The organism is Brevibacillus choshinensis, from assembly GCF_001420695.1.
Classification (GTDB): domain Bacteria; phylum Bacillota; class Bacilli; order Brevibacillales; family Brevibacillaceae; genus Brevibacillus; species Brevibacillus choshinensis.
Genome location: NZ_LJJB01000010.1, coordinates 972,880 through 998,285 on the forward strand (window position 1 = coordinate 972,880; position 25,406 = coordinate 998,285).

Annotated in this window: 18 protein-coding genes; 6 read left to right on the plus strand and 12 right to left on the minus strand. The window is 51.4% G+C overall.

Annotation, left to right across the window (positions count from 1 at the left end; translation table 11 throughout):
- Positions 1–166: 166 nt before the first annotated feature.
- From AN963_RS14910 to AN963_RS14920, 3 genes are all read left to right on the plus strand, one after another.
- Positions 167–859: a CoA transferase subunit A gene (locus AN963_RS14910; RefSeq protein ID WP_055745344.1), complete on the plus strand. Its 693-nt coding sequence runs from the start codon at positions 167–169 to the stop codon at positions 857–859.
- A gap of 42 nt (positions 860–901) precedes the next feature.
- The gene (locus tag AN963_RS14915) at positions 902–1,558 is read left to right on the plus strand and encodes a CoA transferase subunit B (protein ID WP_055745345.1); all 657 of its coding nucleotides are present in this window, start codon (positions 902–904) and stop codon (positions 1,556–1,558) included.
- 686 nt (positions 1,559–2,244) lie between these two features.
- Positions 2,245–2,952: an alpha/beta hydrolase gene (locus tag AN963_RS14920; protein ID WP_055745346.1), complete on the plus strand. Its 708-nt coding sequence runs from the start codon at positions 2,245–2,247 to the stop codon at positions 2,950–2,952.
- Here the strand turns inward: AN963_RS14920 and AN963_RS14925 are convergent.
- The gene (locus AN963_RS14925) at positions 2,903–4,114 is read right to left on the minus strand and encodes an MFS transporter (RefSeq protein ID WP_055745347.1); all 1,212 of its coding nucleotides are present in this window, start codon (positions 4,112–4,114) and stop codon (positions 2,903–2,905) included. The two genes, AN963_RS14920 and AN963_RS14925, sit on opposite strands and share 50 nt — an antisense overlap.
- 115 nt (positions 4,115–4,229) lie before the next feature.
- Here AN963_RS14925 and AN963_RS14930 point away from each other — a divergent pair, with 115 nt between their 5' ends.
- Both AN963_RS14930 and AN963_RS30360 read left to right on the plus strand, forming a co-directional pair.
- Positions 4,230–5,135, plus strand: coding sequence for a LysR family transcriptional regulator (locus AN963_RS14930; protein WP_055745348.1), 906 nt, complete (start codon positions 4,230–4,232; stop codon positions 5,133–5,135).
- Between the two features lie 267 nt (positions 5,136–5,402).
- The gene (locus AN963_RS30360; protein ID WP_083496949.1) at positions 5,403–7,643 is read left to right on the plus strand and encodes a BMQ_0737 family morphogenetic spore coat protein; all 2,241 of its coding nucleotides are present in this window, start codon (positions 5,403–5,405) and stop codon (positions 7,641–7,643) included.
- A gap of 226 nt (positions 7,644–7,869) precedes the next feature.
- Here AN963_RS30360 and purU read toward each other — a convergent pair whose 3' ends face one another.
- The 6 genes from purU to AN963_RS14965 form a co-directional block, all read right to left on the minus strand.
- Positions 7,870–8,766 (minus strand): formyltetrahydrofolate deformylase, encoded by an 897-nt coding sequence (gene purU / locus AN963_RS14940; RefSeq protein WP_055745349.1) that lies wholly within the window; start codon positions 8,764–8,766, stop codon positions 7,870–7,872.
- Positions 8,767–8,899: 133 nt separating this feature from the next.
- Complete coding sequence (locus AN963_RS14945; RefSeq protein WP_055745350.1) at positions 8,900–9,574, minus strand: TetR/AcrR family transcriptional regulator; 675 nt, start codon at positions 9,572–9,574, stop codon at positions 8,900–8,902.
- Positions 9,575–9,592: 18 nt separating this feature from the next.
- Positions 9,593–10,732, minus strand: coding sequence for an ABC transporter permease (locus tag AN963_RS14950; RefSeq protein WP_055745351.1), 1,140 nt, complete (start codon positions 10,730–10,732; stop codon positions 9,593–9,595).
- Positions 10,729–11,496, minus strand: coding sequence for an ABC transporter ATP-binding protein (locus tag AN963_RS14955; RefSeq protein WP_055745352.1), 768 nt, complete (start codon positions 11,494–11,496; stop codon positions 10,729–10,731). The genes AN963_RS14950 and AN963_RS14955 overlap by 4 nt, the downstream gene beginning before the upstream one ends.
- The gene (locus tag AN963_RS14960) at positions 11,493–12,689 is read right to left on the minus strand and encodes an HlyD family secretion protein (protein WP_055745353.1); all 1,197 of its coding nucleotides are present in this window, start codon (positions 12,687–12,689) and stop codon (positions 11,493–11,495) included. Before AN963_RS14960 ends, AN963_RS14955 begins: the two co-directional genes overlap by 4 nt.
- Positions 12,690–13,682: 993 nt before the next feature.
- Positions 13,683–14,021, minus strand: coding sequence for a winged helix-turn-helix transcriptional regulator (locus tag AN963_RS14965; RefSeq protein WP_055745354.1), 339 nt, complete (start codon positions 14,019–14,021; stop codon positions 13,683–13,685).
- 168 nt (positions 14,022–14,189) lie between these two features.
- On the opposite strand from AN963_RS14965, the gene AN963_RS14970 reads away from it, so the two are divergent.
- Positions 14,190–14,903: an SDR family oxidoreductase gene (locus AN963_RS14970; RefSeq protein WP_055745355.1), complete on the plus strand. Its 714-nt coding sequence runs from the start codon at positions 14,190–14,192 to the stop codon at positions 14,901–14,903.
- Positions 14,904–14,945: 42 nt separating this feature from the next.
- Here the strand turns inward: AN963_RS14970 and pyrH are convergent, their stop codons facing one another.
- The 5 genes from pyrH to addB all read right to left on the minus strand — a co-directional run bounded on the left by pyrH (position 14,946) and on the right by addB (position 25,404).
- Positions 14,946–15,680: a UMP kinase gene (gene pyrH / locus AN963_RS14975; protein ID WP_055745356.1), complete on the minus strand. Its 735-nt coding sequence runs from the start codon at positions 15,678–15,680 to the stop codon at positions 14,946–14,948.
- 166 nt (positions 15,681–15,846) lie between these two features.
- Positions 15,847–16,365 carry a DUF402 domain-containing protein gene (locus AN963_RS14980; RefSeq protein ID WP_055745357.1) on the minus strand — a complete coding sequence of 173 codons (519 nt, stop codon included), beginning with the start codon at positions 16,363–16,365 and terminating at the stop codon, positions 15,847–15,849.
- A gap of 153 nt (positions 16,366–16,518) precedes the next feature.
- Positions 16,519–17,937, minus strand: a complete 1,419-nt coding sequence (locus AN963_RS14985) for an amino acid permease (protein WP_055745358.1) — start codon at positions 17,935–17,937, stop codon at positions 16,519–16,521.
- Positions 17,938–18,101: 164 nt separating this feature from the next.
- On the minus strand, positions 18,102–21,938 hold the full coding sequence (gene addA / locus AN963_RS14990) for a helicase-exonuclease AddAB subunit AddA (RefSeq protein ID WP_055745359.1): 3,837 nt from the start codon (positions 21,936–21,938) through the stop codon (positions 18,102–18,104).
- Complete coding sequence (gene addB / locus AN963_RS14995) at positions 21,904–25,404, minus strand: helicase-exonuclease AddAB subunit AddB (RefSeq protein ID WP_055745360.1); 3,501 nt, start codon at positions 25,402–25,404, stop codon at positions 21,904–21,906. The genes addA and addB overlap by 35 nt, the downstream gene beginning before the upstream one ends.
- Positions 25,405–25,406 lie beyond the last annotated feature (2 nt).

The window sequence follows — 25,406 nt, forward strand, 5'->3', positions numbered from 1 at the left end:
TCATTTTTTATATTTTTTTATTAATGTAGTTGTTACTTTCGTCACTTCTTTGTAACTCCAATCCTGTATGATAAAAGAAAGCGGTTTAATTACGTTGTTGCGCTACTGATTGTTAGCGCTTTCCTTTAGCTTTTTACGTCATTTTTTCACGGTGGGAGTGATCGACATGGCAAAAATTTTTACCTCTTACACAGACATCGTGGCCGATATCCACGATGGTGCTACTTTGCTGGTGGGCGGATTCGGACTCGTAGGGATTCCTGAAAATCTGATCATCGCCTTGCGCGACAAAGGAGTAGGCAATCTCACAGTCGTTTCCAACAACTGCGGTGTAGACGATTGGGGACTGGGCCTTTTGCTGCGCGAAAAGCAGATCAAAAAAATGGTTTCCTCTTACGTAGGTGAAAACAAGGAATTCGAACGTCAATTCCTCTCTGGAGAGCTGGAAGTCGAGCTGACTCCGCAAGGTACGCTGGCTGAGCGAGTACGCGCGGGTGGTGCAGGGATCCCTGCTTTTTACACACCTGCAGGCGTAGGAACACCGATCGCAGAAGGTCGGGAAACACGCGTATTCAACGGCAAGGAGTATTTGCTGGAGGAAGGCATCACAGGCGATTTTGCGCTCATCAAAGCGTGGAAAGCGGACAAAATGGGGAACCTCGTGTTCCGCAAGACCGCACAAAACTTCAACCCAATGATGGCGGCAGCTGGCAAAATCACGATTGTCGAAGTCGAAGAAATCGTAGAAACAGGCGAGCTGGATCCAGAACATATTCAGACACCGAGCGTCTACGTACAACGCATCATCGAGGCGCCATCGTTTGAAAAACGAATCGAGCGTCGTACGGTCCGCTCCTAATCGTAACCGGAATTCAATGCCATTCATAAGGAGGAAACAGATATGTCGCTGACGCGTGAACAAATCGCCACTCGTGCTGCTCAAGAAGTCGAGGATGGCTTTTATGTGAATCTGGGAATCGGGATGCCTACTCTGGTCGCTAACTACATCCCAGAAGGTAAAACGGTCGTCCTGCAATCCGAAAACGGCCTTCTGGGAATCGGACCATATCCGACGGAAGATGAGCTCGATGCCGACCTGATCAATGCGGGTAAAGAAACGGTAACCGCGATCCCAGGTGCTGCTTACTTCTCCAGTGCCGAATCCTTTGCCATGATTCGCGGTGGACACATCGATCTCGCTATTCTCGGCGCGATGGAAGTATCCGCACAGGGCGATCTGGCTAACTGGATGATCCCTGGTAAAATGGTAAAAGGCATGGGTGGGGCGATGGATCTGGTACATGGCGCCAAAAAGATCGTCGTCATCATGGACCACGTCAACAAGCACGGGGAAACGAAAATTTTGAACGAGTGCGCACTTCCTCTCACAGGGAAACAGGTCGTAAACCGCATTATTACAGACCGCGCTGTGCTCGATGTCACTCCAGATGGCCTCGTGCTCGTGGAAGTGGCAGAAGGCTACACGGCTGAAGACATTCAGGCGTGCACAGAACCAAAACTGATTGTATCCCCTGCTCTCAAAACGATCGGACTGTAAGCTGCACGGACATCATAACCACACACCCATTTTTGATCTCATGCCGACGCGTGAGGTCTTTTTTTTATAATACCAACATAGCTGAGGTGGGGAGAAGCAGGTTTCCGATCTGCGCTCCGGTCTTTACCCACCGAACACAAGCTAACGCTCGTGTTCGGCGGGGCCCCGTTTACACCCCACAAAGGAGTATAGACTGTCCGCTCCACAACGATTCACGGGGAAGCGGTAAAGTGGTAGCCGCTTCGAGGTAACACAAAGGTACCGCTTCTTAATCCCGTGAATTCGTTGCTCCGTTGGGCTGGGTTCCGAAGTCGCTCCGCCTGGAAACATGCTTCTCCTGCGAGCTGTTGTGGTTTCTAGCAACCTGTTTTACTGTTATTCAAGGCGAAAATTTAATTATCCCAATCGTTGCGCTTCGAAGGGCGTTGGTGAAACAAGAAAAGAACGAAGAACGAAGGCGTTTGGGACACAGCCCAAGCGGAGTGGAAAAAGTGGAACACGCTTGAGCGTCCACTTCTGAGAAGCCCTCGAGCCGGCTACTTTGGACGCCGTTCCACTTTTGGAAAGGAGCTGGACCCCCGTTTTTCTTATCCATATCTGTAATCCGCACGCTCAAAGTCGCGCCCTTACCGCTTCCGGTATATAATACGTATACAAACAAATTCCCATTTGAGAGGCGATACAGGATGACAGAAACAGTCGGTTGTCTCCTTATTCATGGATTTGCCGGAGACATGAACGACATTCTCCCTTTAGCCAAACGTCTGCGTGAAGAAGGCTACCAGGTAGAGTGCCCCACACTGGAAGGACACGGAACCACGCGCCGTCAGATGGCGAAAAGCACCCGTCATGATTGGCTGCGGTCCGCTGACGAAGCCTACAAACGCCTGAGGATGCGAGCGGATTCGATCGTTGTCATCGGTTTTTCCATGGGTGGACTCCTCGCCTTTCACCTGACGACGACCTACCCGGTGGAGCTCCTGATCACACTCAATACCCCTTATAAATACTGGGATGTAAAGGAAGCTATGAACTACTTGCGCGAAGACTTCCCGACTCACTCTCGTCGCTACATACAAGGCATTGGCAGAATTCCGTTGAGTAGCATGGTACAGTTCCGTCGACTTTTATCTGAAACCAAGCCGCTCCTGCCCAAGATCACCACCCCCTACGTTCTCTTGCAGGCTCGCCATGACGATACCGTCCACGCCGTCAGCGCCGAAATACTCGCGTCCAGCGTAAACGATGCAGCCTCCGCGGAAATCAGCTGGTATGAGCATTCCAACCACATGATCCTACACGGCCCGGATAAAGAAGAGGCGATCGCGCACGTCATGACCAAAATCAAAGAACACTTCGCTTCTTATGCCACTGCAGCTGACCTCCCCAAATAATCGCGAGCAGCAGCAAGAGAACAGCAATCGCTACGTACATCACATCCAGTCCCAGACGACCATCGATCCAAAAGGCAAGCAGCGGCCCTAGAGCAGCTCCTACATCAGTGACGACCGAGTACAGCGTCATCAGCGCCGTACTGTTTGCCTGTCTGGTCGCTTCGTCTGCTGCTAGCGTATCCATGACCGTAGTCAAGACGGTCGCCGTCAGCTGGATTCCCATCAGAATACAGATCCAGAGGGAAAAGGACACCGGAGCGTGCAAGACGCCAAATAAAACAGCTGCTGCCAACAAGGCCCAAACAAAGATGCTTTTTCTCCCATAACGGTCGGACAATCTGCCAAACCAGGGAGCCGCCCACGGTTCCCAGCCCCATCGCGCTCCCTGAACAAGACTTGCTATGACAGCCGCGCCTAGCGCCAGTCCCCCGATCCAAACGACTGGTTGCCGAATTTCAATCAGCCTGCTCAGTGTGGATGCAAACATCCCTTGGTACACCATCGCCACAACGAGCGCTGTCGCCATCGTCGCCCAGACACTCTTTTGCTTCCAAAAGCGCTCGGTGGTTCTGACCGCGTCTGTGTATACGTGACGCTTTTGAAACGAGGGACGTATGTAGAGAAACACTAGTGCCAGTGCAGGTAGCGAAAAACATCCCAGAATGAGAGCGGTAGTGCCGAGACCTAACCAGGAGGCAAGCAGAGCTCCTGCGATCATTCCGCCCAGACTCCCTAATCGATACAACCCGTTGTACAACCCCATCAGTTGACCGCGATTGTTCTCTTCTGACACAGACACGATCAATGAGTACGCCCCCAATCGGAGAAACGTCCAGGCAATCCCCCACACACTGCGCATGACGAGCCAAATCCAAAATCCATGAAACCCATAGGAAACCGTAGTAAGAAACGCGAGTATGACCGCCACGACCAGCCCGATCCGTCCCCCTGCTCGCTCATACCATTTGCCTACCAACGGTCCAAGCGGCACGCGAACCAAGCGGTTAATAGAGAGCAAAATCCCCACTTCCCATAGCGAGGACAAGCCTGCTTCCTGCCAATAGATAGGCAACACCACATACAACATGGAATCACCCAACAAACAAAATGCTGTCACCAATGCTACTGCGATGACTTGTGTCTTCCCCTTTATCTCTTTCATGATTTTCTCCTTTGCCTGATCGTGCTTTATGCTCTACAGTACAAAGGAGTCATACGATTATCCAATACATCTTTCTGACTGAATCATAAGCAAACGTGATGAATGGAGAATGATTATGAACTTACACGCCCTCCGTATCTTTGTAGAAGTCGCTCGACGCGGCAGTGTGACCGCTGCTGCCGATGCCCTTACGATCAGTCAGCCAGCCGTGAGCGCCCAAATCCGCAAGCTGGAAAACGAGCTGGGCATCGCTCTGGTACTCCCAGAAGGTAGAGGCATCTCCCTGACAGACGAAGGCCGTTTTCTTTATGAACAAGCCCGGCGTATATACGATTGGGAAAAAGAAATCGAATGGCAGCTCAACGAAATGAAAGAAGGAACAAAAGGACGATTGCGCCTCGCCTCTACTTTTCTTCCTTCTCATTATCTGGTCCCGAAGTGGCTCGCAAGCTACAAACAAAAGTATGCCCATGTAGAAGTAGACATCCGTACAGGAAACTCGCAAAAGTCGATCGAGCGATTACTTCGTTGCGAAGCAGATCTCGCTATCATTACCAATGAGGTGTGGGATGATCTCCCCATTTATCGAATGCACCTGATGGATATTCGCTTCTGGTTCATCGTGCCTCCTTGCCATCCTTACGCTGGCCAGGAAATCCCTTTAGAGACACTGGTTCAGGAGCCATTTTTACTACGTGAGCCTGGCAGTTCCACGCGAGAAAAGCTATTTTCGCTTTGTCGTGAGCACCAGGTGCAGCCTCCACAGGTCGGCTTGCAGTACCACGGTCTGTTTGAATCCATTCAGTCCGTTCGTGCAGGTTACGGCACTATGCTTGCGCCCGCACTGGCAGTCAGCGAGCTGGTTGCACGGGGAGAGGTGGGACGCGTGACTGTCCCCGGGATCGATCTCAAGCGCCCCATGTACTTGTGCTTGCGCGATAAAGAGAGTGGGCAACGTCCTGTGACCGCTCGGTTTATGGAGTTGGTACTACAGAAACATACGCTTCAGGGGAATTTTTAATTTTCTCAGACGCTTGTTTTAACTGTTCGTACTCTTGTTCGTTGATAACACCGTTATTAATGTTTTGAGAGACCGCTTGACGTCGCAGGCCTAGTCAAAGTCATTAGCGTTAACTTGGATATGATCCAGCCCCCAACTCAACATTTCTGGATTTTTCTTTTTAATTTGTTGTTTAGGTCATCATTAGTCTATACCTAAATGATAATAGCCCCATAAAATAAAAAGTTCTTACTTGTAACGAAAATTTCAAGAGGAAGGAGTGTAACTATGACTCAACTAGCTTATGTAGCCGATAGGGGCTCAGACAATATCTCTGTGATTGATGTAGATCCGGCAAGCCCTACCTTTAATACCGAGATTAAACTGATAACAGTATCGGGGACGACTCCTCTCATCATTGCAGTCACACCGGATACAATGCGTGCCTATGTCACGAACAATACCTCCGGTGATGTCTCCGTGATCGATACGAATCCCGCCAGTCCTACCTTCAACACCGAGATTCAACGGATACCGCTGCTGGGAATTGGATCCGCCCCCACCGGTATCGTGATCACCCTTGACGGCAATCGCGCCTATGTCGCGAATCAAATGACCAACAATATCTCCATCATTGACACAAATCCCTCCAGTCCGACATTCAATACGATGACGGGTACAATCGGATTAACAGGATTGGGGCCGACTATTCTTATGATTACCCCGGACGGCACCCGCGGTTATGTACCGAATTTCGATTCGGCCAATGTCTCTGTAATCGATATCAATCCCGCCAGCCCCGCCTTCAACACCCAAATTGACCTGATTCCCGTAACCGGAATGAATCCGATTGACGTAGCCTTCACCCCAGACGGCACTCGCGCCTATGTCACCAAGCTAGGCACCCACGATGTCTCCGTTATCGATACGAACCCAGCCAGCCCCACCTATAACATCGAGATCGATAACATATCCTTAACTGGAGTAGGTCCCGTAGAAATTCAGATCACCCCGGATGGCACACGCGGTTATATTGCCAATTTGTTTTCCCCCGACGCTTCCGTAATCGACACGAACCCAGCCAGTCCCAATTTCAACACGGAGATCTTGAAAATCCCGCTCTCCGGAGATGGCCACGCCGCTATTGCGATCACACCGGATGGCAATCGCGCCTATGTCACGAATGCATTTTCTAACGATGTTTCGGAGATCGACACGAATCCCGCCAGTCCCACCTTCAATACCGAGATCGCTCTGATCGATGTGTCTGGAACCTTTCTAGCCGGAATCGCGATCATCATTTTCCCACCGCCCACACCCCCTCCGACTCCTGCACCTCTGCCAACGGCTGCGCCACTTCCGACGGATTGCATCCGCGTCCAAAAGGTGTACGACTGGGTCGTTGCCGCCAATAGGGACCGAAATAAAGTCCCGATCCCGGACGATTGCCGACCGCTGGTAGATGAAGCCATCCGTACCGGACAAAACATCACCATCCAATGCGTGGAGCCAATCGTTCCTCCGACATTCCCGCTCATCCCCAAACCACAACCTACACAGTCTATGGACTTTTCCTGCACCATCATTGGCATCCGGCGCGAAAACATCATCGTCAATGGAAACGTCGTTCCTATTGCTATCGTTCGTTTCTTGTTCGGCGCAACGCTCTTGATTCGCGTATTTGCCAACGGCACGCTGCTGTGCGAATTCCCGGCTACTATCCAATTTGATGACGAAATCGTGCTCTGCCTGCCGGAACCGTTGGATGAATCCAACATCCTCTGCCGCATTACTGCCGTCGAGTGCATGCCGAACAACACCATTCTTTTGGGCGGAATGGTGGAACTGGAAGTCATCATCTGCAAAGAGATCCAGGTAGAAGCAGAAGTGAAGCTGGAAGTGTTGGCGAAGTTCTGTCACCCGCGTCCGATTATTCCCGTACCTCCACCAACTCCATCGTTTATCTGCCCGCCGATCACATTCCCACCACAGTGTCCGGATATCTTCCCGCGCAGAAACTGCGACTGCCAGGGAACGGCCAACGCTCTCTTGACCAACTCCACTGTCTTCTTCGACGGTGTTGCTGATACGGGGACAGAACAATTGCTCGCCGATATCTGCCCAAGCTGCGATCCGGGAAGCAGCTCGTTCTCCTATACATTTATCGATACCGTGCCAACCACTCCTACGCCGACGCCGACAGACGAAATCCTCGGTGACTTCAGCTTTGTCTATACGCCTGTTCAAATCAGCTCACCTACTTGCACAGCCCTCCCTGATGGCAGCCTGTCACTGGTGGTCACCGCTACCGGTATCCGGACGTTCACCCTAACGGGCACGACCGAGACTCTCAGCTCGGAGCTTACGCTGCAAGAACTTTCAGGCCCTTTCGACGCCTTCCGCTTCATCTTGCGTGATGCCATCGGTACGGTTGTCTACGACACGGGCGTAAAATCAGTTTCTGATGCCAATCTACATGCCCAGGATTGTAGATCTTTCCCGGATGTATTTCCCACTAGCGGTATCTAAAAAGAAAGTCTGCCGCACTAGTGAACTTACTACCGCAGCCTCTATTTGTGTTTATTCCGCTATCGAACCTGTTATCTTAACAAGTATTCTGATTTTACTCGATGACAAGTCTAAATCTTTATTTTCAGAGTCTAGAAGATTATTTTCAGTTAACAATGGGAACGCGAGCGTAGACAGCAAAAAGGCCCACTCCAAAAAGGATGGGCCTTTCAGTCTTTCGTTATATCTAAGGGAACACAATCGTCTTGTTACCATACACCAGCACGCGGTCTTCCAGATGCCAGCCGACAGCACGCGCGAGTACGGTACGCTCTACTTGGCGCCCCAGCTGCTTCAGTGTTTCTACATCTTCCTGGTGAGTCACACGCTGTACGTCTTGCTCGATGATCGGACCTGCGTCCAGCTCTTCTGTCACGTAGTGGGCAGTCGCGCCAATCAGTTTCACGCCGCGGCGATATGCTTGCTCATACGGCTTCGCACCCACAAAGGCTGGCAAGAACGAGTGGTGAATATTGATGATTCGCATCGCGTAATCGTCCAAAAAGCGCGGGGAGAGGATTTGCATGTAGCGAGCAAGCACGATTACATCCGCACCTGCTGCTGCAGCGATCTGCTCCTCTTCTGCCTGCGGCTTGTTATCCTTGGTCACCGGAATGCAGTGATACGGAATGCCAAACGATTCGACCGTCTCTTTCATATCTGGATGATTACTGATGACAACTGAAATATCTGCATACAGCTCGCCCGACTTCCAGCGCCACAGCAGCTCCAGCAAGCAATGATCTTCCTTGGACACAAAGATCGCTACCTTCTTGCGTTTGCTCGCCTGTACCAGGGAAAAATCCATGTCAAAGCTTTCGGCAATGGGTCTAAACGCTGCCTTGATCACTTCGCAGCGCTCTTCCAGATTGGTCAAGTCAAATTCAATCCGCATGAAAAAGCGACCTGTTTCCGGATCCGTCGTGTATTGGTCCGACTGAACGATGTTTGCCCCTTGCTGGTACAAGAAATGAGAAATCGCTGCCACGATTCCAGGGCGGTCCGGACAAGAAATGAGCATGCGGGCACGATCCTTGTATTTCTCTGTATATGCCTGCCATTCTCTCTCTGATAAACGATACATGATCTTTTCTCTCCTCCATGGTTAACAGCAAAAAGTTGTTTGCAATTATACCATTCCCTGAATCAATTTCCATAGCCAAAATCGGCCCATCACGGTTCACTTATCGATAAAATTTTTATTCACAGCGAAAATATTATTCTCTATATCCAATCCCATTCATCAAAATATCTACGGTGAGATCAATCTGCTCTTCGTCGCTATGCTTGCGAAAATCGTCCTTATCCAGTACTTGTCGAAACAACACCAAGCCTATCATGGAGGACAGCAGGGCCCGAAAGACGACCTCTGTTGGCATGGAACGTAGTTCTTTTGCGATGATTTTGTCCTCGATCAGCTTTTGTACGATTGCCTTTACATCGGAAAAAACAGTGGCTATCAGTGCTTCTCGTATCTCGTCATGAAAGAATGCTTCCTGTAACAGGATGCGGATCGTTCTTTCGTTGGTGATGATCATTTCAAGACGATTGCGGTACAGCTCCTTCGCGATTTCAGCGAACGGTTTTTTCGCCTGCTCTCGAAAAATTTCACGGACGTCCTTCAAGATAAAGGGTCCAGCGAACTTGACCAGTACCGGAGCTACTACTGCTAACAGAATATCCTTTTTGGACTTGTAGTGCCGAAAAATCGTGCCCTCAGCAACCCCGGCTTCCTTGGCGATTTCTGCAGTAGAGCTGGCATGAAATCCTTTCTCGGCAAACAGCTTGATCGACGCTCGCAGAATGCTCCGCTGCTTTTCTGTCATTTCACTCTCGTCTTTCAATTCCTCTACATATTGCAACAGGCCCTCTTCCAATGATGGCTTGTTCATCTTATTCCATACGCTCCTCTATTCGATCTTTTTGCGGAAACGCAGCATCGAGACGGACAGGATCAAGAGACAAAAGATTCCCATGCCCACCGCGTCCTTCCAGAGTGCGGATAAATCGACCGCTTTTAAAAAGATGCCCCGCAAAATTTCCAAAAAATAGGTCAACGGGACGAGACCACCCAACCATTGTATCACGAGAGGCATGGATTCGCGCGGGAACATGAATCCCGATAGCAGGACGCTCGGAAGAATGAAGGCAAAGGCGATCTGCATCGCCTGAAGCTGCGTCTTGGCGATCGTAGAAATAAAGATTCCGAGAATCAGGGTGGTGATTAAAAATAGAACAGAGAGGCTGACCAGGAGTGATACGCTTCCTTTCACTGGCACCCCGAACCAATAAGTCCCGACTACCAACACGAGGCAAAAGGAAAACAGGCCGATCCCGACGTACGGCGTGATTTTCCCGAGCATCAGCTCCAGTGGCCGAATCGGCGTCACAATGAGCTGCTCCATCGTCCCCCGCTCTTTTTCACGCACGAGCGAAAAGGCAGTCAGAATCATCGTCACGTTTTGCATAATAAGCCCGATCAAACCTGGGATGTTAAATACGATGCTCTCCATGTTCGGGTTAAACAGGACCCGCGTATCTAGCGAAAGCGGTGACTCCAGCTCGCCCATCCCTTCTTTTTGCATGCGCTGCTCCTGCATGGAAATGGAACGGTTTTGCACAATGAGCTGGGCATTGGATGTCGCCGTACGGGCAATATTTGGATCAGAGCCGTCGATGAGCATCTGCACGTTGGCCTGCTCATTCCGGTCGTGTTTGCGTGCATAATCTGGCGGAATCACTAGCGCAACACTGGCACTACCATCGTCCAGCATCGATTCTATGGCGTCGTAGCCACTCGTATAGGCCGTCACCTCAAACACACGCGTATTGGTAAACTGATCGACCAGCTCTCTGCTGTAGGGAGTTGAGCTTTGATCCCATACCGCCATCTTGATATCATTTACGTCCGTATTCACAGCATATCCAAACAAAAACAACATCATCAGCGGCATGACGAGAGCGATCGCCAGACTCGGCCGATCCCGCTTGATCTGGATCATTTCCTTTTTGACCACGGACCAGTAGCGCCCCCAGACGAAGCGTTTCATCGTCCTGCCCCCCTCGCACCGTTTTCGGCCAAGCGAGCTTCTTCCTGTTTGACTAGATCAATGAATACATCCTCCAGATTGCCTGCACCCATGCGATCAATCAGCTCCTGTGGCGTCCCCTGTGCCAGCAGGTTTCCGAAAAAGATAAACCCGATCCAGTCGCAGGTCTGCGCCTCATCCATATAGTGCGTGGTGACCAGCACCGTGATGCCCTGGCCGGCCAGCTCGTGAATGACGTCCCAGAAGATACGCCGTGAGACTGGATCGACTCCAGCTGTCGGTTCGTCCAGGATCAACAGCTCAGGCTTGTGCAGCAATGCGCAGGAGAGTGCCAGACGTTGTTTCCAGCCTCCTGAGAGTGAGCCCGCAATCTGCTTTTCTCTACCGGTCAGCCCCGCCATCTCAATCAATTCTTTCTTCCGTTGTTTTCTCTCTGCTGCATGTAACTGATAGACACCTGCGTAAAAATCGAGATTTTCCTCGACCGTCAAGTCTTCGTACAGACTAAACTTTTGAGACATGTAGCCAATTCGTTGTTTAATCTCCTCACTCTGGGTCATGACATCCAGACCAAGGACCGTGCCGGTGCCAGAAGTCGGCGCTAACAGTCCGCATAGCATCCGGATCGTCGTAGACTTTCCGGAGCCATTTGGACCCAAAAATCCATAAATCGAGCCTTTTGGTACATTCAACGTCAGGCTATTGACTGCGACCCGATCCCCGAATTGTTTGGTCAGCTGATTGCAGGAGATGGCGGATATCATTGTCCTTCCCCCTTGGCTGGTGCGGACAGGATCACATCGGCAGGCATCCCTGGCTTGATCTTGCCCTGACCTTCCGCAATCTGGATCGTAACGGCAAAGACGAGCTTGGTTCGTTCATCGGGCGTTTGCACATTTTTCGGAGTGAATTCTGCCTTCTCCGCTACCAAGCTGATCGTGCCCGCAAACGTTTCCCCCGGATAGGCGTCTACCTGGATACCTACCGTTTGTCCTGCCTGCACGCGGTTTAACTGGGCTTCGGGAATGTATACCTTCAGCTTAAGCTGATCCGCCTTCATCATCGTGAACAGGTTGGCCCCTGTTTTCGCCACCTCGCCTTGTTCGATCGCGGAACGCAGCAGAATGCCATCTGCCGGAGCCGTTATTTTGGTTTTTTCCAGCTGTAGCAGCGCCTGATCGAGTTTGGCCTGCGCCTGCTGCTGAGCCGCCAATAGCGCCCGAATCGTGTAGCCCGTACTGCCTTCCTTCAATAGATGTAAATCCGCAGTCGCACCTGCTTGTTGAGCCTGTGCCGTTCCGATTTGAGCGACTGCTGCCGAGACCTCTCCCTGTGCAGACACATATTGAGACCCGGCTGCCGCCACCTGGGCTTGTAACTGATTCACCTGCGTCTTAGCCTGACTGACTAGCTCCTCTTGCGCTTCGAAGTCTTTTTGGGAAATCGCTCCTTGCTGGTACAGCGAATTTGCCTCCGTCAGACGGTTTTGCTGATAGGCAAGCGTGTGTTGTGCTCCCTGCATCTGAGACTGCGTCTGTTCGAGCTGCTCCTTTGCTTTGCTAATTCCCGCGTCTGCTTGCTGCTTCCGAGCTTGAGCCATTCTTATATTCGCATCCGCCTGTTGCACAGCCGCTATTCCTTTTTGAATGGATGAATCCCGTGAGCCTGCTTTCGCTTCCTCTAGACGCGCCGTCGCTTGCTCCAATGCCGCTTTTGCATCTGAAACATTGATCTGGTAGCTTCGCTCATCGATCACGGCCAGCACTTGCCCGGCTTTTACGCGGCTCCCTTCCTCTGCCTTTACTTCAGTGACCATGCCACCGACCTCTGCCACGATGGGCCATTCATCCGCTTCGATCGTGCCAGATAGCAATGCTTCCTGTTGAGAGAATCCAGCACAACCTGATAGCGTGAACAACAGTCCAGCGATCAACAAAAAATGACTGATACGTTTCATACGATCACCTCTTGTGAAATAGTGAGTAATCACTCGCTTTACAATTAAGAAAAACGTGGATATGATGCCCGCGTCCTTTGGTTTGGTGGTAAATCGAACGGTGGTGGAGGGAAGGAAAGAAGGGAAAACACTACAGCGATAGGGACACTGCTTAGATGATTAACTGTCCAGCTCCATTCCAAAAGTGGAACGGCGTCCAAAGTAGCCGGCTCGCGGGAGCTCCTCAGAGGTGGACGCTCAGGCGTGTTCCCCTTTCTCCACTCCGCTTGGGCTGTGTCCCAAACGCCTCCGCTTTTTTCCCTTTTTTCCTCGGCCATCCTTGGCTATCCAACTTTCCTTTTCCTGGGGAGCTTTTCATGGGGTTTCTTTGAAAAAAACGCTACTGGGGGCACTGCCTACGGAAGATAACCATTGGGAGAATAAGCTCCTCCCCCTTGAATAATCGCTAAAAAGGGTGGCTAGAAACAACAAATGCTCGCAGGAGAAGCAGGTTTCCAGGCGGAGCGACTCCGGAACCCAGCTTAGCGGAACAACGAATTCATGGGATCAAGAAGCGGTACCTCTGAGTTCCCTGCGTAGCGGCTACTACTTTACCGCTTCCCCGTGAATCGTTGTGGAGCGGACAGTCTAATCTTCTTCGCGGGGTGTAGGCTGGAGCGTAGATCGGAAACCTGCTTCTTCCTACCTCCGCTATGTTGAAAAGCACTTTCCGATATTATTAGAAAACTTGGCTCCGCCAAGCCTTTGGCGTAGCCTTAGTCACTTATACAGGATAAGAATCTAATAAATTCTTATCTGTATGAATAAAAACACCAGCGTGCTTGCTGGTTCCAACATAAATGAATAAGAACGAACGACTGTTTTACAAAAGTGAGTGATTACTCGCTTTCACTGTGATTATATGCTCCACCTTGCAAACGTGCAAATCATTTTTTCCGACGATAAAGAAGCGACTACCTCATCGTACCGGTGGTCGCTACTCTTTACCTACTCCTATAAGTACAATCCAAATCTTTTTAACTCAATGAAGATGCCTTCCAATTGTCGTCCTCTTTCCGTCAGCGTATATTCCACCCGAGGAGGCACTTCCGGATACACTTTTCGATCCACAATCCCATGCTCCTCCAGCTCCTTCAGACGGAGAGATAATGTCTTGGGGCTGATTCCATCCATCGATTTCAACAGGTCACTAAATCGCATCGTCCCTTCAATCAGTAGGTCACGGATAATGAGAAAGGTCCATTTCGTCCCGATCACATCTAGTGTTTTCGCGATAGGACACGTTTCGCCTGGGATTCCCTTGGTCAGTACGATCGGCTCACCGGCATTCATGGCAGGGTCCTCCCTAACCTTTGTTTTCTCAAGTGTAGCAAAATACTTCCCTCAGGGAAACTATATGAAATAAATATCACTACTTCCCTAAATGAAGTAACTACATTTACTATACCTAAAAGAGTAGCGTCTTCAGTAGTCATCTTATAATCACGAGGAGGAATCAACATGTTGCATGAGCAAAAAGTCGTCGTAATCGGCGGGAGCTCGGGAATTGGTCTGGAATCAGCCAAAGAAGTCATCGCTAGAGGCGCAGAGGTGATCATCGCCAGTCGTTCCGAGGAAAAATTACAGCATGCTCTCGAACAGCTAGGTCCAAGAGCTACGGCTCATGTCCTGGACACCACCCAAGAAAAACAAGTTCAGGAATTCTTTGCACAGGTCGGAACGTTTGATCATCTGATCGTGACGGCGGCGGAAACCACGGGTGGTGCCTTCCTGCAAACCGAGACTGCTCAAGCCCGTCAGCTATTTGAAAATAAATTTTGGGGCCAGTATTACGCAGCGAAATACGGGGCGCCTCACCTTTCACCAAACGGTACGATCACACTATTTTCTGGAGTCGTCGCGTACAAATCAATGGTTGGCTCGTCTGCATTAGGTGCCGTCAACGCAGCCGTCTCGAACCTCGGTCAGACACTTGCATTGGAGCTGTCTCCGATCCGGGTGAACGTCGTTTCTCCGGGCATTATTGATACACCGTCCCGCAGTAAAATGCCCGAGGACACTCGCCAGCAATTCTATGCGACAGTAGGAAACAAGCTGCCTGTCAAACGGGTGGGTACCGCTCAAGACGTCGCTTTGAGCGTGCTATATCTTCTTCAAAACAGCTTCGTGACAGGAACTGTGCTACATGTTGAAGGCGGGCACATCTTGGTATAACGAGACAACAAAGCTCCCTCCTACTGGAGAGAGCTTTTCCCTTTATTTCAGTGCGACTTCTACGTCCCTGGCGATATACGTGCCCACCTGTTCACCCTGGCAAATTTTCACCATCGCTCCTGGCTCATCGAAATTGAACACATGGAGCGGCAGCCCATGGTCCCTTGCTAAAATCATGGCGGACTGATCCATCACCCGCAAGTCTTGCCGAATGACCTCGTCGCAGGATAGCGCCGTATATTGCTTTGCCGCTGTATCCTTTCGTGGATCAGCAGTGAATACGCCATCTACACCATGTTTGGCAACCAATAGCGCATCCGCCTCGACTTCCAACGCACGTTGGACGGCGGGATAGTCTGTTGTGACGTAGGGCTGCCCATTCCCCCCAGCAAAGATGACAACATAGCCTTTTTCCAAATGATGCACAGCGCGTAGACGGATGTACGGCTCAGCGACCGCATTGATCGGGACAGCAGTCATGACACGGACTTCCCGGTTTACTCTCGCTTTGAGGACGCCACGAAGCATCAAGCTGTTGATGACAGTCGCCAGTGTCCCGATGTTATCGGCCTCTACCCGTTCGATTCCCCACATGTCTGCCATGTTCCCCCGGAAAATGTTGCCCCCACCGATAACAATGGCTACTTCAACTCCCAAATCCAAAAGCCCCAATATTTCACCGGCGATATACTCGAGCTGCTCCGGGCTGAACCCAAAGCCGTTATCGCCCGCTACAGCTCCCCCACTCAATTTGACCAAGACTCGTTTGTAACGCATGCTGTGCACCCCTTTCCCTTTTTTAAACATTCCTATCGTACAAAAAAAGAACGAAAGCCAAAATCGCTTTCGTTCTTCGGATCAAAGGAATAAGACAGGTCCATCCGCGCAATTTTTTGCATAACCTGCCCTCCTTTTTTTGTTTATTCCAAAACTCTCCATTATTTTAAGCAAAGAAGTTCGGAAAGTCAAAAGCATCCCGCTTGCCTGCCAAAATTTCTGTCATGAGCCCATCCGCAACCTCACATGCAAAACGATGATCTTCTCCACTAATGATCCCTTTTTGCATCGCTTCATCCAGTTCATCCTGATCGAGTAAATACACGCTATCATCAGGCAAAACGACGATGTCCAAATAAAGATCGTCGTACCATAGGTAGCCGTTTTGGTCCTTACCATGACCTTTGCAAATATCAATGTACCATTGCACGGTGTTCCCCAGCTCGTTCAGCATTTTGGTCACAGCGTAGGGCTTTCCCTGTGGGAAATACTGCAAATAGACATAACCTCTGTCGCCCACGCAAAGATTTTTTCCTCCGACTGGCATAAACGCCGGGTCACTTACTTCGTCCAACGTCAAGCGAACGGTATATCCGGTAAAAGAAAGAGCTTCTACCCATTTTTCTTGATAGCCCATCCGTTTGACGCGCCTCCAGCCTGGACGGTCTGCTCGTTTTCGCTTCATAGCCCGTTCTCCTCATCATTATCGTTCTTCGCCGGCGCCAAGGCTTGGCAAAGCAAGTTTTCTTGTTTTCTTATCTTCACTCTACCACGAATTGGATCTTTTTGTCAGATGCGAAGAAAGACATATCCTCGTGAGACATGTCTGATCGCTGGCTTATCGGTTTTTTAAGAAATGCTTTTGCAAATGGCTATGCTTGCGACCATAGAGAAAATAGACGACTGCTCCTACAATGAGCCAGCTGATAAACCCGAGCTTGGTTACCAAAGGCAAGCTGTATACCAAATAACCGCAAAATACCACGGCAAGGATCGGAATCACAGGAACGAACGGAACACGGAACGACCGCCGCAAGTCTGGATTCGTATTGCGCAGGACGACGACGCCGATGGAGACGAGAATAAACGCAAACAATGTGCCGATGTTCGTCAGCTCCGCCAGTTTGTTCAGTGGAAGCAAACCGCTGAAGACCGCGACCAGAATCCCGACGATCAACGTGCTTTTGCGCGGGACTTGCGTTTCTTTGTGTACCTGAGAAAAAATATGTGGCAGCAAGCCATCTCGGCTCATCGCAAAAAACAGACGTGCCTGTGCATACATCATCACGAGTAATACCGTCGTAATCCCCACGATGGCTCCCAGTGAAATGAATCCCGCCACCCAATCCTGATGGACATACGTCAGCGCAAACGCCACTGGATTTTTGACGTTCAGCATTTCATAAGGAACAATCCCGGTCAGTACCAAAGAAACCGCGATATAGAGAACTGTACAAATCAGGAGCGAAGCAATAATCCCGATCGGCATATCGCGTTGCGGATTGCGCACTTCTTCAGCAGCAGTCGAAACCGCATCAAAACCGATAAAAGCAAAGAACACAGTCGCTGCTCCCGTCGCTACCCCGGAAAAGCCAAAAGGCATGAATGGGCTCCAGTTCTCAGGCTTTACGTATCCAATTCCGACGATCAGGAACAAGAGAATGACGACCAGTTTGACAAACACCATGATCGTATTTATGCGTGCGGATTCACTTGTTCCTTTCATCAACAGCATGGTAATAACAAAAATGATGACGACTGCAGGTAAATCAATAATGGTTCCTTTCGAAGCGTCGAATGCGCTGGTGATGGCCACGGGTAACGTAATGCCAAACCCTTCTAACAGACCTTGAGCATATCCGGACCATCCGCTCGCTACCGCAGCTGCAGCGACGCCATACTCCAAAATCAGATCCCAGCCGATCATCCATGCGACCAGTTCACCAAACGCGGTATAGCTGTAGGTATAGGCGCTGCCAGACACAGGGACAGTCGAAGCAAACTCGGCATAGCATAGGGCCGCAAAGACACAAGCCAGTGCGGATAGCACAAACGAAAGGACCAGAGCAGGACCTGCATGCACAGCCGCAGCCACACCAGTTAATACAAAAATGCCTGTACCGACAATCGCGCCAATCCCCAGCATCGTCAAATCAAAAGCACTCAAAGACTTTTTCAGGGAGCCCGTCTTGCTCTCCGATTGCTCAAGCAGCTGTTCCACCGCTTTTTTCCGCAGCAATTGCTTACCTAATGACATGATGAGAACCTCCAATAATGGCCATACTTTCTGTTGTTCATTTAAGAAGAAAAACAGTTGAAGTTTGAGCCGCAACAGGAGAATTTATGCATGATAGGAAAAAACAACAAAAAAACGCTGGCCCTGTAACAGACCAGCGTACGTTCTTCTTCCTGCATTATCTTTTACACCCGTACTGCAAAACCACCTGCGAGCAAATACAAATAACTATCAATTTCCCGCTCCGTTTTCGTAATTTGCTGGATGGCTTGCACGTATAGCTTAATTTGCCCTTCATAACGCTTGGTGATTTCTTCGATGACAGCAGGCGAAGGCTCCTTTGCCATCCAGTCAGTCTTGAAGTCAATCAGGACCAAGCGTCCATCCTGCTCCTCCAACAGGCAGTCGATGACACCCTGAACAATGACCTGTTCATTTGATTCCTCTTCAAGCTCAGGCTCTACTTCATGAGCCGGAATGGTCATCGTAAATGGCAATTCGCGATGCACCACTTTTGCCTGCTTCATTTTCGACCCCAGTGGATCAGCGAAGAATCGGACAATCTGTCCAACATCTACAGCTCCCAGCTGTTCCTCTGTCAAAAAGCGACGTGCGGCCAGATCTGCTAATTGCTCGCGAATGTCCGCTTCATCGAGAGGTCGATGCAAATCGAGATGCTGCATGAGCAGGTGGGTGATGGTTCCTTTTTCTGCTCCACTCAATCGGCTGGGCTTTTGCTCCGTCAAAAACTTGGGCTTTTCCGTGATCGAAGGCAGGACAATCGGCGCGCCGCTTTTCCCTGTTCGCGCTTGTCGCTTCAACTCACTGACACTCCACTTGGCAGGGACGTGCGGCGCTACGGGATGGGGATCACTCCAGCCCAACGTACTCTCAATCTTCTCTCGTTGACCGGCATCCTCCGGTCGCTCGATGATTTCCTCTCGCCTGCTCATACGTTCCCACACTGCCGCGGCATCTGCCGTAGCAGCAGCCTGTTCACGCAGCTCATCTGCCTGATAAAAGTGGAACGACCACTCCGAATCGTCCGGAATGGATCTAACACTGACCGTCTCTCCTGTCCCGCGCTCCTGAGGATAAGCTCTGAGCAGTCCCGCAGCCGGATGACGTAACAGCGCTCTCCCGACCCAATCGAGGTAGCCCTTTGCCTGAATCAAATCCTCGTCACTCAGCCGCTCTTGGTCTCCTTGCCTGCCCCAATCTGTGACACTCTTTGCCAAGTCTTTGGCGGAGCCAACCATGATCAGCTTTTCGCGAGCACGAGTCAAAGCTACGTACAAGACCCGCATTTCTTCGGCGAGCATGTCCCGACGAAGCTGTTGACGAATGCCTAACGCAGCAAGGCTCGGGTAGCGCAATTGCAGTGTGGGTTCGAACGCCATGGGTCCAAATCCCAGATCCTTATGCAACAGGAATTGGCTCTTGAGATCCATCGTATTAAACTGTTTACCCATCCCTGCCACAAACACGACAGGAAACTCCAGCCCTTTACTTTTATGAATCGTCATGATGCGAACGACATCTTCATTTTCCCCGATCGTCCGCGCCTCGCCCAAATCATTGCCCGCCTCCTGTAGCCGATCGACAAAGCGCAGAAAACGAAAGAGTCCGCGATAGGAGCCTGCTTCGTACTGACGGGCGCGATCGTATAACGCACGCAGATTGGCCTGGCGCTGCTGTCCGTTCTCCAGCGCAGCCACATAATCCAGATAGCCTGTCTCACGGTACAAGACTGACAGAAGCTCTGATAAAGCACCACGACGTGCATGTGTCCGCCAATCTCGCAGACGAGAGAAAAAGTAGCGGAGCCTTTTTTCCCAGCCCTCTTCTGCCTGTTGCTCTTCCGCATACTGCACGACTGCCTGATAAAACGGACCGGATGTGTAACGAATCCGAATCTGTGCCAAATTCTCCTCTCTCAGACCAACGATCGGCGAACGGAGGACCGCCGCCAGCGGAATGTCCTGAAGCGGATTGTCGATGACTCGCAAAAGGGAGAGCATCGTCTCTACTTCGGTTGCGGCAAAATAGCCTGCCGTTTGCTCCGCATACACAGGGATTCCTGCCTCGCGCAGTTCCTCCTGCATCGTTTCTCCCCAGCCAGACGTAGCACGCAGCAGGATCACGATGTCACGGTACGCCAACGGTCGAAGTCCTCCCGCCTTTTTATCAAAGACGAGCAATGGAGCTTCTCCCTCACCTGGTTCCATCCAGCGGCGGATTCGGCTTGCGATCAATCTCGCCTCGAGCTGAGCTACACTCACTTCTTCTGCATTCTCAACCGTACCATCCGGGATGCTGGCTGTCTCTGCCTCTTCAGTTCCTTCTGATACTGGCAATACTTCCCCATCTGCTTGGCTGCTTTTCCTATCGATCAGGTGAACCTCAGCCTGTAGCCGTCCTTCCTCCACCTCGGGATAGGACGCCCGGTTGATCAGCTCAGCTGACGGGTCGTAATCGATTTCCCCTACTCCAGGTGACATGATTTGTCGGAACAAGTAGTTGACGGAGTCCACGACTTCCCGTCTGCTGCGGAAGTTGGCTGCCAAGTCAATGCGAAGACCCGTTGGCTCGGTATCTCTAGCTGACTCGATGGATTCTCCGTCCTTTTGGTAGGTGAGATACTTCTCCAGAAACAGCTTTGGTTCCGCTAGACGGAAACGATAGATACTCTGCTTTACGTCTCCTACCATGAATCGATTCGCTGTACCATTGATCACGGCATCGCGTGAAACCATCTGCAGCAGCGTTTCCTGGACCAGATTGATATCCTGATATTCATCGACGAGAACTTCTGCAAATTGCTCGCGGAGCTGCAAAGAAACCTGCGATGGCACGGTCGTACCGTCCTCTCTCTTTTCCGTCAGCACACGCAAAGCGAGATGCTCCAAGTCGCCAAAGTCGACAATGGATCGAGACCGCTTCTCCTGCTGGAACGCTGCTGCAAAAGCCGTCACCAGACGGGAGAGTGTATTCATGTGCGGAGCGATCGCATGCAAGTCAGCCACGTACTGGTCGGCAGACATAGAAAAGTACTGCTCGTTTAGCTCCCCCAACGACTTTTTCACGCTGTTGCGCAAGTCTTGCACCTGTTCTTTGATTTCAGTATCCGTACCTTTGACTGGAGGCAATTTCGCGAACGAAACAAGATTCACTGCCTGCTGCGTCGCTTCCCAGCCCATGCGACACGCATAGCTGGCACGCTTGAGCGCATCCGCCTCTGCTTCGAGTAGTGGTAAATACGCTGCAGGACCTTCCGGTGAGGATGCGAGACTCACGGCACGGCGCATTTTGCCTTCCATCGCAGCCAGCTCCAGCTCCAGAGAGCGCAAGACGCTTTTGGCCCACTTCAGACCATCCAATCCATTTCTTCCTGCTGCTGCAAACATGTCAGCCGCATCCTGCAGCCAATGCGAAGGCTCCGGATGACTGCGAGAAAACTCATACAGCCGCAAGAGTAGAGTCGCTAGAATCTGGTCGTCTTGCCCATCCAGCATGACATCTGCGAGCGCATGGAAGTCGACGTCATCCTCGTACCAGCCTTCCAATTGTTCTTCGAGGACGTCCTGCCGCAGCAGCTCACCCTCCATCTGATCGGCAATACGAAAATCCGGATCGAGATCAATGAGATAGTAGTACTGCCGCAGAATCCCCAAACAAAAAGAGTGCAAGGTCGTAATCGTCGCACGCTGAAGCAGAGCCAACTGTCGACGCAAATGTGCTGAATGCGGATCTTCTTTTAATGCCTTGCGCAAAGCATCGCCGATCCGATGGCGCATTTCTGCCGCAGCTGCATTCGTAAAGGTCACCACGAGGAGCTGGTCTACACCAATCGGCTCTGTCTCATCCATGATACGGCGGATGATCCGCTCTACCAGTACAGAGGTTTTACCGGAACCAGCCGCAGCGGCCACGAGCAAATTGTTCCCACGCTGAGTAATCGCCTGCCACTGTTCATCCGTCCACTGCTCAGGCTTGGCCTGTGTGAGTTGTTGTGTCGTCATGCGGTGCCCCCTCCTCTCCTGTCAGCTGTTGCTGTTCGAGCATGCTCCAGATTTGCTTGTTGTTCCATTTCGTCAATTGGCGATGCTGATTGCCGCCCGTCTCTCCGTCAAACTGGCATACAGGCTTGTATGAGCAGTAATCGCATGCTGTCATCGTGCCGTTTGAATACGGATCGATGTGAATGTCACCATTGGTCATGCGCGTGCTGATTTCCTTTACCGTATCGCGCACATACGTCGTCAGCGACTGGAATTGTTCTGCGGTCGCGACAGACGATCGGGAAGAAAGCGTCCCGTCCTTTTTGATTTCAAATGGCAACAGCTCGGATGCACCTTGTTCGACCTGCGCATCCATCATTCGCGCCAGCTCCGGATCAGCCAGCATCAAGCCTTTCATCCGCAAGCGCTTGGCACGTTCCTTTGCTGCCTCATCCGATGACAAGAGCCGCTTTGCCGTAACGAACGGGTCTGCCACCTGATAATAGAAGACTCCGCCCATCTGGGCCTGTTTTCCCAGCCATTCTTCGGCATTGGCTACCACGACATCGAGATAGACCAACAGCTGCAGGTTGAGGCCGTTCCACACATCCGAGAGCTGCAGCTGCTTGGGACTGGATTTGTAATCGATCACACGCAGATACGGCACGTCTCCATCCAGCGATTGGTCCACCCTGTCGATCCGTCCAATCAGCTGCAGATCCACGCCATTTTCCAGCTTGAGGGCGAGGCCCGGCAGATCACCATTCGGTCCAAAGGAAACCTCTAGACCAACCGGTGCAAAGCGGCTTCGCTTGGCGTGCTCTCCGAGGACGTAGATAGCTCTGCCCACTGCCCGCTTCAATTTTCCAGACAGGTAACGATAACGCGCAGTCCGCGTCAAAATGCTGCTTCTCGTGGCAGGAACAAGTTCTTCGACAACATCGCTTGCCAGCTGCATACTGTTTACCTCTGTCAGCCTGCCCCACTCCAGATGTTCCTCGTTCATCTTTTCCACTGCCCGTTTCATAGATGCGTGGAAGAGCTCACCTACATCAAATCGTTCGAGCTTATACAGCGTACGCTCGGACAGCCTGAGCCCATGTGAAGAAAAATGCGAGAATGGACAGGACTGAAAGCGCTCGAGACGAGAGACACTCATCTTCAGCTGCTTGCCATAAAGTCCGAGACTCGTCTCATAGCGTAGCTCTGACGGCAGGTTTACGTAACGCAATCCGGACAACAGCCATTTCTCACGTGAAGCGTCGGTGGAGGCACGAAAAAACCAGTCATAGACCTCCCACCAGAAAACCGGCAATTCTCCCGTCTTTTTCATCGCGCGCAGCAAGGTCAAGAGATGACTAAAAACACGTCGGGGACTCCCTAGCAAAAAAGCGTCCGCCTCTGGGTCACCCGTCGGCTCATTGTGAAAAAACTGATGTGGGATGGCAGGCAGGACTTCTTTCACCCGAGAAAAAACAGAGGAAGGAAGCAAAGCTGACCCTTCGTGATCCGCTAAAGCACAGCTCAGCATCAGTCGCTCAGATGGCCTCGTCATCGCTTGGTATAGTAAGTACGGCTCTGCCATCAGACGTTGCTTGGCACTTGGAGCCAGCTCTACCCCCAGCTCCGCGAGTCGTTCCCGCTCTGCCTCGTCAAGTATGCCTTCTTCCTTGGGGCGCAACGGAATGACGCCTTCGTTTACACCAATCACGAACAGAGCCTTGACGTCCGGCTGACGTGAACGCTCCATCGAGCCTACCAGTACCTGATCTAGGGCTGGAGGGACCAACCCGAGCTCGATCGTCTCCAGACCGGTATCCAGGACGCGAGCGTACGTTGCGAGATCCATAGATTCCCCGCCCATGACCTCTACTACCTGATCCATCAGTTCAATAAGCCCTGTCCATAGCTGACCATGAACCTGCGCCGAATCTAGATCGCTTGATTCCTCTGCTTTTCGCTGCCAGCGCTCCAGCTTGTTCGGTACATCCAGTGAAATCAGCAGGTTGTACAAGGCAGTCGTCATTTCCCTGACGTTCTTTCCTGCCGCCTGCTTCATTTCTTTTTCAAAGGCGAGCAATGGAGCACCATACTTGCGGCGCAAGGCATCTGCTGCCGCATCCTCCTCCGCTCCATATGATCCACGGAAGTGCCATGCTGATTCATCCGCCCACTGCGATCCATAGACGCCATGAGCCAGCACGTAGTTTTCCAGATGATCGACTTCTCTGCGTGTCGCAGCATCATCCAAAATATCTACAGCGAACAAGTCTGTCTTTAGACAGCGAAACACGGCATCGTACCGCCATTTTGTCACGATGACCTCAAGCGCAGACCTGACAAGCTCCACCAACGGGTGATGCAGCACGGTACGCTTTTGGTCGAGGAAGTGCGGGATGCCGTAGTCCGTAAAGACAGAGCTGATTTCATCCGCGTACGTCCCAATTTCCCTGAGCAGAATCGCCATTTCCTTCCAGCGGTATCCTTCTTCCCGCGCAAGCTTCAAAATATGGAGGGCCACTGCCTCCACTTCAGCCCGTCTGTTAGCGGCCGACAGCAGAGATACCTCATTCGACCGGTTCGGTTCGGGAGCTGCACCCGGATCACCCCATTGAAAATAGGCGTGCTCCATCTGCTGTAACCAAGGACTTGTAGAAAAACGGATGGATTCGTTTAGCAACAGCGGTATCTCGATGCCTACTCCTGACTCCCGTGCCATCAACTCCAGGGCCTGGTAGGTACGCAAGGTAGGATGGAACAATCCGAGCTCGTCTACAGAAGCATTCCGCTCGGCCGGGTCCAGTGTAAGGGCAATCGTCACTTTACGGGCATGGATCATCAGCTGCTCGATCAGACGCAGCTCCTGATTGGTGAAGCCTGTAAACCCATCGATAAAAATCTCCGCTCGCTTGATATACGCAGAGTCGGGAACCATGACCGCCACGCGATTCAATATGTCATCAGCATCACAGTACCCTTCGGACAAATACTCCTCGTAGGCCGTCATGATCAGTCGCAGATCATTGATCTTTTGATTCAGATTCGCACTGCCCCACTCCAGATTCTCCGAGTGAGCCAGCGTGACTCCATAGGATTTGAATTCGCTGATCAGACGTCCGAGCTGAGAAGCAAAGCCAGGCTGCATCGCCGAACGCACGAACATTTGCAGCTCTTCCTTATGCCGCTCCAGCAGCATGCGCAATACCATATGCTTGCCCAGATCATCTACGGGAACTAGCGTCAAATCTCCTAGCTCCTGCAGCAAACGATGTCCCAACCTGCCGAAGCTGAGCACCTGTGTGCCCATCACCCCGTTCAGGCCCGGTAAAGTAGCCAAGGCATATTCCTCTTGAAAGCTGGCTTGCTCAGGAACGAGCAGGATCATCGGCGTCCCCAGCGGATCGACCTTTAGGCGCTCGTGAATCTGCTGGTGTATCGCTGTCGTTTTCCCGGTCCCTGCACGCCCCAGCACAAATTGAACTGCCATGT